Raw genomic sequence first — 12,281 nt, forward strand, 5'->3', positions numbered from 1 at the left:
CCATAGGTATGAAACATCCCCCGCGCTCATACATAGTCATTAGACCATGTGAGGCGGGGGATTTTATATGCAAATTAATGCGGTATTTGAAGGTGGGGGAGTGAAGGGGATCTCGCTTGCCGGGGCTGTCAAGGCGGCGGAGAATGCCGGCATGGAATTCAGCCGTGTTGCCGGAACGTCCTCCGGTTCGATCGTGGCATCCGTGCTGGCAGCAGGCTACCGGGCAGACGAGATCAAGCGCATTATTGAGGAGACGCCCTTTCATTCGTTTCTCCAGCGAGCGCCGATTTTTAATACGAAGTTTATCGGTCCCGCCTTGCGGGTGTTGATTAAGAAAGGGTTGTATTCCGGAGAAGCCCTGGAGAACTGGATTCGGGAAATCCTGCTTGCCAAAGGGATATTTACGTTCTCGGACATCCCGGCAGGCAAGCTGTATATCGTGGCTTCGGACATTACGAATGGAAGGCTGCTGGTGCTTCCGGATGACCTTCGCCAATATGGCATAAACCCTGCGACATTTCCCGTGGCCAAGGCTGTGCGCATGAGCTGCAGCATTCCGTATTTTTTCGATCCCGTCATTCTTCGCTTATTGGGCAGGGCCGCCAAAGGCAAGTCGTTCGGCGAACAATTTGTATACATTGTGGATGGGGGACTGCTCAGCAACTTTCCGTTATGGCTCTTTGATCGCGAGTCGAAGGGGGGACCTAAGCCGCTGCCAGTGCTTGGCTTCCAGATGGTCGGGAAGAATAGTAACTTGCCCCATTTGATTGATGGCCCGATCGGCATGTTAACCGCCATGTTTGAGACGATGCTTTCCGCTCACGATGAACGTTATATTGAACAGCAAAACCGGAATCGAACGATTAAAATTCCGACACTTGGCATTGGTACCACTCATTTTAATCTGACCAAGGAGGAAAGCGAGAATTTATACAATTCGGGGTTAACGGCGGGTACGATGTTTTTCGCCCGCTGGAAATCCGAACATTAAAAAACCGTCCGGCCGGCATGAGTTTGCACGGTTGGACGGTTTTCTTCTTAGTGATATTTAGGAACATCATCGGATGGGTCCGGTTTTCCTTTTTGCCCATCGATAACCTGAAACGGGTACTGTTTACGTTTTGCAGCTGGATTGCTCTTCCGTGCGGTGCTATGTTTAGCCGCCAGCTTAGCTGCCGTTCGCTTGGAAGGTTTCACCTTAGGCCGCTTGTTAAAACGACGAGGCGGGAACTTATAGAGCACATACACGACAGCTACAATAATGAGTGGAATCATAATATTCATTCTTGATCCAGGATCTAACAGGAATACCAGTAGCCCTATGGCGGCTAACGTGATCGCCGTCCAAAAAATGATCGCATGCCTTCTCATGGATTATCACCCTTTCGCGGGATCCAGCACACTTCCTGTCACAGATTGGTGAACTGTAACATTCTCGTATTGAGCATCTAACTCACGCATTCTGTTAAAGGATGCGATGGATACTTCAACTTGATCATCAGTAGGTTCCTTCGTCGTTAAAAGCTGCAGCCACAGACCGGGATATCCGAGGAAACGGAGTACCGGCATGTCTCGCATGGCATTGGTAAGTTTCAGGAACTCAAAGGAAACGCCAAGCACGACCGGAAGAAGCGCGATTCTTTGAATGACCCGCTGCGTCATGGTATCCCATGGCACCACCGAGTAGACGACAACGCCGAGAACAATGGTCAGCATCATGAAGCTGCTGCCGCAGCGATAATGCAGTCGCGTATATTTCTGAACATTCTTCACCGTCAGCTCTTCACCGGCTTCAAATGCGCTGATGACTTTGTGTTCGGCACCGTGGTACTGGAACAGTCTTTTAATGACAGGTGTCTGGGAGATGGCCCATAAATACACGAGCAGCAGTATTAATTTAATGACGCCTTCAATCAGGTTATGCACAATATAGTGATCAAATGTATCGCCAAAAAAGAAATCCTCTACAAAAACAGGAACGAGTGTAAACAGCAGCTTACCGAATACGAAGGAAAGCACGCTGACGGCGGCCACACCGATAATCATGCTTAGACTCCAGCCGGAGTCTTCTTTCTCCTTCTGTTTTTCACGTTCTTCCGGCTCCAGGGTATCGTCAGCATAAGCATCCGCAGAGTAATTCAAATGTTTGGAACCTTTAATTGTAGAATCTATGAGACTGACGATGCCGCGAAGAAGCGGAATCTTCCGCAGCTTTCGAACCCAAGCCTTGTCTTCGCGAGGCACCTCGAGAAACTTGATTTCGTTATTTTTACGCCGCACGGCCGTCACATTCACATGCTTGCCGCCGAACATAACGCCTTCGATTACAGCTTGGCCTCCATAGCTGATCGGGGTTGACTTATCGGACAACCAGTTCACCCTCCCTGACATGTTTTTCGTTCTATGAACTATTGTATCGAATTTTGAAAGTAATTTCTAGTTGGATTAGGGCAGGGGAAGAAGAGCATACTACGTTCAGAGATGAAATGGAGTAACAGCGGGCATTCGATAATTGAAAAAGAGGAGAATCAATAGATGCATGAACATCAATTTCGCAAGCAGAACCAAGTCACCAATCCGTTTACGTTTGCCCTGGAGCTGGGCTATTTTGCAGGTCTGATCTGGGGGGCCGTGCTTTGGATATTTTACTGGCTAAAATTCACGAAGGTGCTGCCAGGCTTTTTGCTGGAGCCGTTCTTCAAGCATGAGTTCCTGACGACGACAGCAGGCCAAATTGCCGGTTGGCTGTCCTTTATCGCGTTTTCCGTCATCGCTTCCCTCATATATGTCACCTTGTTCAGGAAGCTGAGGGGCCCATGGCCCGGGATTGCATACGGAATCGTATGGTGGGCGGTGCTGTTCGTCGCGCTCAATCCATGGCTTCGGCTGACGGATCCGGTGAAGAAGCTGCCTTGGGATACAAACATCTCTGAGTTTTGTATTTTTATATTATGGGGACTATTTATCGGTTATACGACTGCGCAGGAATTCACCGATGAGAAACTGCGCGAACCGAAGAAGGTGACGGGCTAGCCAAGAAAAACTTCTCAACCCTATCCCGCCTATGGTAAAATAGCTTTTGGTTATTTGACGAAAAGGTGGGAAGCCCTATGAAATCCATACGGGTGATAAACGGACCGAACTTAAACCTGCTCGGCTTCCGTGAACCGGGCATTTACGGTTCACTCAGCCTGCAGGCGATCGAAGATAATTTGCGTAAACAGGCGGAACTCGCCGGTATCGGTATTACCTTCTATCAGTCTAATCATGAGGGTGCTATCATCGACCGTATTCATGAAGCTATTGGACAGGCGGACGGCATACTTCTTAACCCGGGAGCACTGACTCACTACAGCTATGCTGTACGTGATGCCATCAGTTCTGCCCGTATTCCGACAGTGGAAGTTCACCTATCGAACATTCATGCCAGGGAGGAATTTCGTCATACCTCCGTCATCGCACCTGTTGCTGTCGGACAAATCGCGGGTTTTGGCGCAGCGAGTTACACACTGGGCTTGTCGGCCCTTTTGCAAGTCCTGAACGACCAAGAAGGATAGCTAATCCGATCAGATATTAGAAAGCTTTAACCGAGAGGTTGCTTTTTGTTATCAGAAGAATTACAGCTAACCGTAACTGGCTGCTTAGAAATACGTCGAAGATGTTTTTCTTGTGCCGGCTTGGACATGGGTGAGAGGAGAGGTTAGAATGAGTAACAAACGAGTGGTTAAACTGCGCGAGAAACTTCAGACTAGAGGCTTAACAGCCATGCTGGTGGCAAGCCCGATCAACCGCAGATATTTGACAGGCTTTACCGGGTCTGCCGGCTATGTGCTGATTACCCGGGATCATGCCTATCTGCTGACTGATTTCCGTTATATGACTCAAGCTCCACAGCAAGCCGTCGGCTTTCAGGTGGTTGAGCATGGTCCGAAGGTTATGGAGACGGTCAAGGAATTGCTATCTTCCGAGGGAATAACATCGCTTGGATTTGAACAGGACCATGTTACATACGGCGTATTTTCGACCTATTCGGAACAGCTAGCGCCAATTAGCCTGGTGCCGGTTTCAGGTCTTGTAGAGGATCTGCGCATATTCAAGGATGCGGAAGAATTGAGCATTATGCAGCGGGCTGCCGATTTGGCTGATCAGACGTTCAGCCATGTGCTGACGATTCTGGCTGCCGGAAAAACGGAGCGAGAAATCGATCTGGAGATGGAAATGTTCATGCGCAAGCATGGCGCAACCGCGTCTTCCTTTGATACCATTGTCGCTTCCGGCGAGCGTTCGGCTCTTCCGCACGGCGTTGCCAGCGAGCGAGTGATTCAAGGGAACGAATTCGTTACGTTTGATTTCGGTGCGCTGCTTGACGGATACTGCTCCGATCTCACCAGAACCGTTGCGCTCGGAAGTCCTGATCCTAAGCTGAAGGAGATCTATGATATCGTGCTGGAAGCGCAGCTACATGCACTGGATCATATTAAACCTGGCATGACAGGACGCGAGGCAGACGCCTTAACCCGTGATATTATTACCCGTTATAGATACGGGGAATACTTTGGTCACAGCACCGGGCATGGATTGGGTATGGAGGTTCACGAATCTCCAAGACTGTCCAAGCTGAGTGATGATGTGCTGCAGCCGGGCATGGTGGTAACGGTGGAGCCGGGCATATACTTGCCTGGGCTTGGCGGTGTCCGTATTGAAGATGATATCGTGATTACGGAATCGGGTATTCATATACTAACAAGCTCGTCCAAAGACTACACTGTGCTTTAGGAGACTGTTCAAAAAGCTAGCTTTTTGAACTTGTACTTTAGGAAAATTGTGTACTATATTAATTAGACCGCATCCTTAGGAGGGAATCTTAGTGATTTCAGTAAACGATTTTAAGACAGGTTTGACCGTAGAAGTAGATGGCGATATATTCACCGTTTTGGATTTTCAGCACGTTAAACCTGGTAAAGGCGCAGCTTTCGTTCGTTCCAAATTGAAAAACCTTCGCAACGGCAACACCGTCGAGAAAACGTTCCGTGCAGGCGAAACGATTGGCCGCGCCATCATCGACAACCGTGGGGTTCAGTATCTCTATGCCAGCGGTCAAGAGCATGTCTTCATGGACAACGAAACTTACGATCAATTCAGCTTGACGAGTGAGCAGCTGGAGTGGGAGCTTAACTTCCTGAGAGAAAACATGAACGTTAACATCATCAGCTACCAAGGCGAGATCCTCGGGATCAACCTGCCTAACAGCGTGGAGCTGAAGGTCGTTGAAACCGAGCCGGGAATCAAAGGCAACACGGCTACGGGCGCAACGAAGAATGCGAAAGTGGAAACCGGCCTGAATGTACAAGTACCGCTGTTCATTAACGAAGACGATGTGCTTCTGATCGATACACGCGAAGGTAAATACATCTCCCGTGCATAGTAGGCTTTAAAACGGGACCCTTCAACGATTCACGGGTGCCAATATCTTCTAAACAACGAGGACTCCTGTACGTAAGTACGGGAGTCTTTTTGCGATGGGCAAAAGCCGGTGCCATAAACCTGAGTCCTTTTTGCCTTGAAAAGCCTTGACGGGATGACTCACTTTCGTATTATACTGTTTTAAAGTGAGAAACCACCTGAATGCTGTTACATACTGATATTAGTGGGGAGTGAAAGAAGCATTGTCACTGTACGTCATGAAATTCGGAGGCAGCTCTGTAGGGGATACAGAACGTATGAAGCGTGTTGCCAGAAGAATTGTAGAGAAACAAGATGAAGGTCATCAATGTGTAGTCGTGGTGTCTGCTATGGGGGATACAACAGACGATTTGATTGACCAGGCAAAGCTGTTGAACGAGAATCCACCGGCACGGGAAATGGATATGCTGATGACCACGGGAGAGCAGATATCCATATCGCTGCTATCCATGGCTATTCACGGTCTCGGACGCAAGGCAAAGTCTCTTACCGGCTGGCAGGCGGGGTTCCGTACGGAAGCGGTGCATGGCAAAGCCCGTATCACGGATATTATGCCTGAACGCGTGTTTAAAGCGCTTGATGAAGGGAATGTCGTCATTGTAGCGGGATTCCAGGGAATGTCGGAAGACGGAGAGATTACAACGCTTGGACGCGGGGGATCAGATACCACGGCGGTTGCTCTTGCGGCTGCCATTCAAGCGGATGTATGTGAAATATATACGGATGTGGACGGGATTTACTCCACGGATCCGCGGGTTGTCAAATGTGCGCGGAAGTTGAAGGAGATTTCCTATGACGAGATGCTGGAGCTAGCCAATCTTGGTGCAGCTGTTCTTCACCCGCGCGCGGTTGAGTATGCGAAGCATAATCAAGTGAAGCTTGTCGTCAGATCCAGCTTTAATCATAACGAGGGTACGGTTGTTAAGGAGGAAGCAAGCATGGAACAAGGTGTGGTTGTCAGCGGAATTGCATTTGACAAGAATGTGGCAAGAATCAGTATTCTGGGCGTTTCCGATACGCCGGGCGTTTTGGCTCAAGTGTTCGGTGAGCTTGCGAAAGAAGCGATTGATGTTGATATTATCGTACAGAGCGGTGTCCAGAACGGCGAAGCAGACTTTTCCTTTACCGTTTCCTTGGCCGATCGGGAGCGTGCGTTGTCGGTTATCGAACAAATCCGCGGCAAGATTCCGTATCGTGACGTTACCTCGGAAGATCATCTGGTGAAAGTATCGATTGTTGGTGCCGGAATGGTCAGCCATCCGGGTGTGGCGGCGCAAATGTTTGATGTCATCTCCCGGCAAGGGGTCAGCATCAAGATGGTCAGCACGTCCGAGATCAAAGTATCCTGTGTCATTGAAGGAACCAATCTGGAAGGTGTCGTACAAGCGCTTCATACCGCGTACGGACTGGATACGGATCAGCAGGCTTCCGTTGGCGGACCGCAGGTGCGTCGATAACCTGTTTTTAATGGAATAATTTATGCAATCATATCGATATTAAATAGAGTTAATCCCGGTCCATATCGACCGGGATTTTTTGCGTTGTCCGAAAGATTCAAAGTTCGCTTCTATGAAATTGAAAAAATAGAGATAAAACGAGAGTGGCTCGCATATTTTTAAACATCACACTTGTGAACAAGGAAGAAGGAGGATATAGAGCATGCTGGACAAGTTTGTCGCTAGTATGGCCACGCTTCGTTTTTTCTCCGGCAGTCTCGAGATTGTGGCGGCCATCATCATGCTGCGCCTGAACCAGGTCGATAAAGCGCTGGCTGTGAATTCCGCTCTGGCTTTTATGGGCCCGCTGATCTTGATTCTGACAACAACGATCGGACTCGTGGGAATGGCGGATAAATTGTCGTGGGGGAAGATCGGCTGGATTTTGTGCGGCGTTTCCTGTCTCTTATACGGCGTTTTAAAAAAATGATAGATTCGCTGCATATTTTTCAGGTACAAGCATACACATGGGATATGAAGTTCTCTTATTAGAAGATGATCAAAAAGGACAACCTGGGGGAAATTGATATGACATTGAACTGGTTAGACCTGTTTCCCGAGACCGTAAAACGGATGCTGCTGAACCTGTCGAAAGAGCTTCTCGATCATGTGGAGGAGGTACGTATCCGGGAGGAACGTCCGCTGGAGATTAATTCGGCGGGCAAGCATCATTTTCTGGACCGGCGCGGCGGGCTCACTTTGCGGCCTGATGAAGCGTATAAGCCGACGCGTGAAGATACCCATAGGTTGCTGGATCTAATCAGTAACCATTCCCTCTACACCATGGAAGAGGAATTGCGAAAAGGGTTTATCACGATACCTGGGGGTCATCGGGTCGGGCTCACCGGCCGGACGGTGCTCAGCGGTGGTAAGGTTGAACACATTCGGGATATTAGCGGATTTAATGTCCGGATTGCCAAGGAAGTTCAGGGTGCGGCGGATGACATCATCCCGCATTTACTCGACCGGAAACGGAAAAGGGTAATGCACTCGCTGATTTTATCCCCGCCCCAGCAAGGCAAGACCACGCTGCTTCGGGATCTGGCGAGGCAGATCAGTTACGGCAAATGGGGGAAATCGGCCGTGCATTGGCCGGGAATGAAGGTAGGCATCATTGACGAACGTTCTGAAATCGCCGGTTGTCTGCGCGGAGTCCCTGGATTCGACGTAGGTCCGCGTACGGATGTGCTCGATGGCTGTCCGAAAGCTGAAGGGATGATGATGATGATCCGTTCGATGTCCCCGGATGTGTTGATTGTGGACGAGATCGGTCGGCCGGAGGATTCGGAAGCCGTCATTGAAGCCTTGCATGCGGGAATCAGCGTCATAGCAACGGCACATGGCTCGTCCATACAAGATATGCGGGGGCGACCAGCACTCGCCGGTCTTCTGGAGAACCGGATGTTTGAAATGTATGCCGTTCTTAACAGAACGGGCGACCACAGATCATTCAAGCTGTTTGACGGAGGTCAGCGAACGCTTCAGACGGCTGCAGCCGGTCCGCCGGGCGGTGATGCCTATGCTTAAACTGGTCGGGGCTGTGCTCGTGCTGGGAGCTGGAACTTTAGCCGGATTTTATCAGGCCCAGCAATTCGCGGCAAGACCCAGGCAGCTGCGAGAACTCATTCTCGCGCTTCAACGGCTGGAAACGGAGATCAGCTACGGCTTGACGCCATTACCCGATGCGCTGGAGCGAATTGGCGATTCCCTTCGTGAACCGCTCAGATCATTATTTGCCGCAGCCGCGCTTTACATGAGGCCCGACTACGGGTTATCCGCACAGGAAAGCATCCGCAAGGCACTGGGCGAATACTGGAAACGAACATCGATGAAAAGTGCCGAGCGTGAGGTGTTGGAGCAGCTAAGCGGCGTTCTTGGCACCAGTGACAGGCAGGACCAGATCAAACATATCGCTCTGGCCGTGGGACAGCTCAAGCATGAAGAAGCAGCGGCAAGGGATGACCAGGTCAAATATGAAAAAATGAGCAAAAGTCTGGGACTGCTCATTGGAGCATTGATCGTCATTTTGATCTTTTAGCGAGGTGCCAAGGGAAATGAACATTGAAGTGAACGCCATCTTCCAGATCGCCGGCATTGGGATCATCATTGCCATGATCCATACGGTCCTGAAACAGATGGGGAAAGAGGATATGGCACATTGGGTGACCCTTATCGGGTTTGTGGTTGTGCTGTTTATGGTCGTCAGACTGCTTGACGATTTGCTCAAGGAAATCAAAAGTATTTTTCTATTCCAGTAGGTGGACCTTTATGGAAATTATCCAGGTGGTAGGACTGGGCATCATCGCTACCGTGCTGATCTTGGTTGTCAAGGAACAGAAGCCGCTCTTTGCCTTTCTTCTCGCAGTGGCGACCTCGCTCCTCATCTTCCTGTTCCTGATCGGGAAGATCGGAAATGTCTTATCCATGCTGGAAGATTTGGCGGAGAACTCCGGTGTCCAGATCATCTATTTAAAGACCGTTCTGAAAATTATCGGAATTGCCTATATCGCGGAGATGGGGGCCCAGATCGTACGAGATGCCGGACAGGAATCGATCGCATCCAAAATAGAACTGGCGGGAAAAGTGCTCATATTGGTGCTCGCTGTACCGATTATCGGGATCATCATCGAGACGGTCCTGAAGCTCCTCCCGGCTTGAAAAAGGTGGGGGGACATGGTTACAGGAGTAATACTTCGAAAAGGCTTGGCCGTGTTTCGTCTACTGATCCTGATGTTGTTTATGACCGGATTGTTCTGCGGAACGGTAAGTGCGGCTGACGTGGCCAATCCAGCCGATGAGTGGGTTGAGCAGCAGACGCAGCAGCTGCCGACAGACCAGGTCGAGAAATACTGGGACCGGCTCATGAAGGATTACGGCGGTTTCTTCCCGGATGGAAAGACGCCGTCCCTGATGGATATGCTGCTTCCGGGCGGCGACGGTCTTAGCTTCAAAGGGGTTATGTCCGGCATCGGAAAATATTTGTGGCACGAGGTACTCTATAACGGCAAGCTGCTGGCAACCATCGTGATGCTGAGCATCATGAGCCTGATCCTTGAGAATCTGCAGACGGCCTTTGAAAAAAGCACCGTGAGTCGGGTTGCCTATACGATCTGTTACATGGTTGTCCTTGTCATTGCCGTTAACAGCTTCAGCATCGCGATAGGATATGCCCGGGACGCCATTACCCAAATGATCGATTTCATGATGGCGATGCTTCCCCTGCTTTTTGCACTGATGGCTTCGATGGGGAATGTGGTGACCGTCTCGGTGGCTCATCCGCTAGTCATCTTCATGGTACATACGGTAGGTACGCTGATCAGCACGGTTGTGTTCCCTCTTCTGTTCTTCTCGGCTTTGCTGCACCTGGTTAGTTCGCTATCCGAAAAGTACAAGCTAACCCAGCTTGGCAACCTGCTTCGAGGAATTTCGATGGGTGTTCTGGGCGTGCTGCTTACCGTGTTCCTGGGTGTCATCTCCGTCCAGGGACTTACCAGCTCGGTGACGGATGGGGTGACGATCCGGGCAGCCAAATATGTAACCGGCAATTTCGTCCCGGTAGTCGGCAAGATGTTCGCAGACGCAACGGATACCGTGATCTCGGCCTCATTACTCGTCAAGAATTCCATCGGGCTGGCAGGGGTCATCATTATTTTGTTCCTATGCGCATTCCCTGCGATCAAGATCTTGACGCTTGCCTTGATATATAACATCGCGGCGGCCGTCATGCAGCCGCTAGGAGACACCCCGATCGGCACCTGCCTGCAGACGATCGGGAAGACGATGCTGTATGTTTTTACAGCCTTGGCCGCAGTCAGTATGATGTTCTTCCTGGCCATAACGATTCTGCTCACGGCAGGCAACATTACCGTCATGATGAGGTGAGGCAGAACATAGAAGGCGGCCAATGCTTAGGAGGAATGGCGAATGGACTGGCTTGGAGGTTGGTTGAAAAGCGTCATCATGGTGGTTCTCTTTGCAGCCTTCGTTGATTTGATACTGCCCGGCAAGGCGCTTGAACGGTACGCCAGATTAGTCTTGAGCCTGTTGATTCTGCTTACGCTGCTTAGCCCGATTATCGCATTGATAACGGATCCCCCCGAGAATCAACTGGCGATGGAGCTGGAGCGGCAGGAGAAAGGGCTGCCGGAAGAGGTTCAGCTGGAGCATATTTTGGCACAGGCCGAGAAGCTGAAGGAAACGCAGCAGAGCCAAAGCCTTCAGTGGGCAGGCAATGAATTAGCCCGGGTGATGAAAGAAGAGATTGCGGCAGAAACGGGGGAAGCGGTCCAGGAGGTCAAGGTGGTGCTGGCTGCAGTTGCTGGACAGGACAAGGGATATGCAGGCGCTGCGATACGCTCCGTTGACGTAAGGCTGGTTGGAGGTGAATCGGAGAATGCAGAGGTAGACAAAAGGGAGGGTAAGGAGCCCATCAGCATAGAACCCGTGGATTCCGTTCAGGTGAATGTTGAATCCATGCAATCGGAACGGGATGAAAAGGCAGCGGTGAAAGAGAATGCAGAAGCAGTGAGCAAGGCCGAAGAAGCAAGAGCAGACCCGGTTCGGGATTACATTAGCCGCCGGTGGGATTTAGAGCCGGATCTGATCACGATATACATGCCAGGGCAGGAGCAGGATAAAAAGCTGTAGCGGAGGTGAGGATGATGGGAAATTGGTTGAAGCGGTTGGAGCAATGGCTTGGCGGAGGAGCTGGCGGAGCAAGAAAAATGCAAACCTTCAGATGGTTGATCATTCTAGGTCTGATCGGCGTCGCGATTATGCTGTTCAACTCCTTCGTCAATGTGAAGAAGCTGGATCATGAGAATATCGGCCGCGAGCCGCCGCCGGAGTCTGCAGCGGTCTCAACGCCCCAAAGCGGGACTTCAACCAGCGGCGGCGGTGAGTTCGAAAGTATCGAGCAGGATTTTGAAAGTCGCACCAAAACCATGCTGGAACAGATTGTTGGGGTTGGGGCCGTCGATGTCATGGTGACTGTGGAATCTACAGAAGAGCTGGTCGTCCAGCGAGATATGAAAGATACCCAGGAGCTGACGGAGGAAACCGATGCTAACGGAGGTAAGCGCCATGTAACAAGTTATCAGCGAGACGGCCAGATTGTCACCTATGAATCATCCGGGGAAGAAACCCCAATCGTCACCAAGAAGATCAAGCCTCAAGTCCGGGGTGTGCTCGTCGTAGCCAAGGGAGCCGAGAATGATGTTGTAAAGAGCTTGATCGTGGATGCGATCCAGCGAGGCCTCAATGTCCCGTCTTATCGTATATCCGTTGTCCCGCGTAAACAGGAATAACCGCAGCCAATCGAAT

Annotated in this window: 16 protein-coding genes; 14 read left to right on the plus strand and 2 right to left on the minus strand. The window is 50.6% G+C overall.

Going from position 1 to position 12,281, the window contains the following annotated elements; all coding sequences use genetic code 11:
* Nucleotides 1–67: 67 nt before the first annotated feature.
* Nucleotides 68–991: a patatin-like phospholipase family protein gene (locus MKY82_RS11135; RefSeq protein ID WP_071223835.1), complete on the plus strand. Its 924-nt coding sequence runs from the start codon at nucleotides 68–70 to the stop codon at nucleotides 989–991.
* A 47-nt stretch (nucleotides 992–1,038) separates the two neighbouring features.
* Here the strand turns inward: MKY82_RS11135 and MKY82_RS11140 are convergent, their stop codons facing one another.
* Nucleotides 1,039–1,371 carry a hypothetical protein gene (locus MKY82_RS11140; RefSeq protein WP_071223836.1) on the minus strand — a complete coding sequence of 111 codons (333 nt, stop codon included), beginning with the start codon at nucleotides 1,369–1,371 and terminating at the stop codon, nucleotides 1,039–1,041.
* A gap of 6 nt (nucleotides 1,372–1,377) precedes the next feature.
* Nucleotides 1,378–2,370, minus strand: a complete 993-nt coding sequence (locus MKY82_RS11145; RefSeq protein ID WP_220685918.1) for a DUF1385 domain-containing protein — start codon at nucleotides 2,368–2,370, stop codon at nucleotides 1,378–1,380.
* 165 nt (nucleotides 2,371–2,535) lie between these two features.
* Between MKY82_RS11145 and MKY82_RS11150 the strand changes: the two genes are divergently transcribed.
* From MKY82_RS11150 to spoIIIAG, 13 genes are all read left to right on the plus strand, one after another.
* The gene (locus MKY82_RS11150) at nucleotides 2,536–3,033 is read left to right on the plus strand and encodes a YqhR family membrane protein (protein ID WP_220685917.1); all 498 of its coding nucleotides are present in this window, start codon (nucleotides 2,536–2,538) and stop codon (nucleotides 3,031–3,033) included.
* Between the two features lie 77 nt (nucleotides 3,034–3,110).
* Complete coding sequence (aroQ, locus tag MKY82_RS11155; RefSeq protein ID WP_220685916.1) at nucleotides 3,111–3,557, plus strand: type II 3-dehydroquinate dehydratase; 447 nt, start codon at nucleotides 3,111–3,113, stop codon at nucleotides 3,555–3,557.
* 148 nt (nucleotides 3,558–3,705) lie between these two features.
* Nucleotides 3,706–4,776, plus strand: a complete 1,071-nt coding sequence (locus MKY82_RS11160; protein WP_220685915.1) for a Xaa-Pro peptidase family protein — start codon at nucleotides 3,706–3,708, stop codon at nucleotides 4,774–4,776.
* A gap of 91 nt (nucleotides 4,777–4,867) precedes the next feature.
* Nucleotides 4,868–5,425, plus strand: a complete 558-nt coding sequence (gene efp / locus MKY82_RS11165) for an elongation factor P (RefSeq protein ID WP_009591242.1) — start codon at nucleotides 4,868–4,870, stop codon at nucleotides 5,423–5,425.
* A 241-nt stretch (nucleotides 5,426–5,666) separates the two neighbouring features.
* Nucleotides 5,667–6,920, plus strand: coding sequence for an aspartate kinase (locus MKY82_RS11170; RefSeq protein ID WP_071223842.1), 1,254 nt, complete (start codon nucleotides 5,667–5,669; stop codon nucleotides 6,918–6,920).
* A 202-nt stretch (nucleotides 6,921–7,122) separates the two neighbouring features.
* Nucleotides 7,123–7,389 carry a YqhV family protein gene (locus MKY82_RS11175; protein ID WP_071223843.1) on the plus strand — a complete coding sequence of 89 codons (267 nt, stop codon included), beginning with the start codon at nucleotides 7,123–7,125 and terminating at the stop codon, nucleotides 7,387–7,389.
* A gap of 98 nt (nucleotides 7,390–7,487) precedes the next feature.
* Nucleotides 7,488–8,486: a stage III sporulation protein AA gene (gene spoIIIAA / locus MKY82_RS11180; protein WP_339296105.1), complete on the plus strand. Its 999-nt coding sequence runs from the start codon at nucleotides 7,488–7,490 to the stop codon at nucleotides 8,484–8,486.
* The gene (gene spoIIIAB, locus MKY82_RS11185; RefSeq protein WP_194541864.1) at nucleotides 8,479–8,997 is read left to right on the plus strand and encodes a stage III sporulation protein SpoIIIAB; all 519 of its coding nucleotides are present in this window, start codon (nucleotides 8,479–8,481) and stop codon (nucleotides 8,995–8,997) included. Before spoIIIAA ends, spoIIIAB begins: the two co-directional genes overlap by 8 nt.
* 16 nt (nucleotides 8,998–9,013) lie before the next feature.
* Nucleotides 9,014–9,217, plus strand: coding sequence for a stage III sporulation protein AC (spoIIIAC, locus tag MKY82_RS11190; protein ID WP_007129715.1), 204 nt, complete (start codon nucleotides 9,014–9,016; stop codon nucleotides 9,215–9,217).
* A gap of 10 nt (nucleotides 9,218–9,227) precedes the next feature.
* Nucleotides 9,228–9,617 carry a stage III sporulation protein AD gene (gene spoIIIAD / locus MKY82_RS11195; protein WP_071223846.1) on the plus strand — a complete coding sequence of 130 codons (390 nt, stop codon included), beginning with the start codon at nucleotides 9,228–9,230 and terminating at the stop codon, nucleotides 9,615–9,617.
* 15 nt (nucleotides 9,618–9,632) lie between these two features.
* Entirely contained in the window at nucleotides 9,633–10,841 is a 1,209-nt protein-coding gene (spoIIIAE, locus tag MKY82_RS11200) for a stage III sporulation protein AE (RefSeq protein WP_339296106.1), read from the plus strand.
* Between the two features lie 42 nt (nucleotides 10,842–10,883).
* Nucleotides 10,884–11,606, plus strand: coding sequence for a stage III sporulation protein AF (spoIIIAF, locus tag MKY82_RS11205; RefSeq protein WP_220685913.1), 723 nt, complete (start codon nucleotides 10,884–10,886; stop codon nucleotides 11,604–11,606).
* A 14-nt stretch (nucleotides 11,607–11,620) separates the two neighbouring features.
* Nucleotides 11,621–12,265 carry a stage III sporulation protein AG gene (gene spoIIIAG / locus MKY82_RS11210; protein WP_194545123.1) on the plus strand — a complete coding sequence of 215 codons (645 nt, stop codon included), beginning with the start codon at nucleotides 11,621–11,623 and terminating at the stop codon, nucleotides 12,263–12,265.
* Nucleotides 12,266–12,281 lie beyond the last annotated feature (16 nt).

It is taken from the genome of Paenibacillus sp. FSL W7-1279, assembly GCF_037969845.1.
Lineage (GTDB): Bacteria > Bacillota > Bacilli > Paenibacillales > Paenibacillaceae > Paenibacillus_AQ.

Excerpts from the sequence above, each read along its gene's own strand:
- spoIIIAE (WP_339296106.1), top strand. The coding sequence starts at position 9,633 with ATGGTTACAGGAGTAATACTTCGAAAAGGCTTGGCCGTGTTTCGTCTA.
- MKY82_RS11140 (WP_071223836.1), bottom strand. The coding sequence starts at position 1,371 with ATGAGAAGGCATGCGATCATTTTTTGGACGGCGATCACGTTAGCCGCC.
- aroQ (WP_220685916.1), top strand. The coding sequence starts at position 3,111 with ATGAAATCCATACGGGTGATAAACGGACCGAACTTAAACCTGCTCGGC.
- MKY82_RS11150 (WP_220685917.1), top strand. The coding sequence starts at position 2,536 with ATGCATGAACATCAATTTCGCAAGCAGAACCAAGTCACCAATCCGTTT.
- spoIIIAG (WP_194545123.1), top strand. The coding sequence starts at position 11,621 with ATGGGAAATTGGTTGAAGCGGTTGGAGCAATGGCTTGGCGGAGGAGCT.
- MKY82_RS11135 (WP_071223835.1), top strand. The coding sequence starts at position 68 with ATGCAAATTAATGCGGTATTTGAAGGTGGGGGAGTGAAGGGGATCTCG.
- MKY82_RS11160 (WP_220685915.1), top strand. The coding sequence starts at position 3,706 with ATGAGTAACAAACGAGTGGTTAAACTGCGCGAGAAACTTCAGACTAGA.
- spoIIIAB (WP_194541864.1), top strand. The coding sequence starts at position 8,479 with ATGCTTAAACTGGTCGGGGCTGTGCTCGTGCTGGGAGCTGGAACTTTA.
- spoIIIAA (WP_339296105.1), top strand. The coding sequence starts at position 7,488 with ATGACATTGAACTGGTTAGACCTGTTTCCCGAGACCGTAAAACGGATG.
- spoIIIAF (WP_220685913.1), top strand. The coding sequence starts at position 10,884 with ATGGACTGGCTTGGAGGTTGGTTGAAAAGCGTCATCATGGTGGTTCTC.
- spoIIIAC (WP_007129715.1), top strand. The coding sequence starts at position 9,014 with ATGAACATTGAAGTGAACGCCATCTTCCAGATCGCCGGCATTGGGATC.
- MKY82_RS11175 (WP_071223843.1), top strand. The coding sequence starts at position 7,123 with ATGCTGGACAAGTTTGTCGCTAGTATGGCCACGCTTCGTTTTTTCTCC.
- spoIIIAD (WP_071223846.1), top strand. The coding sequence starts at position 9,228 with ATGGAAATTATCCAGGTGGTAGGACTGGGCATCATCGCTACCGTGCTG.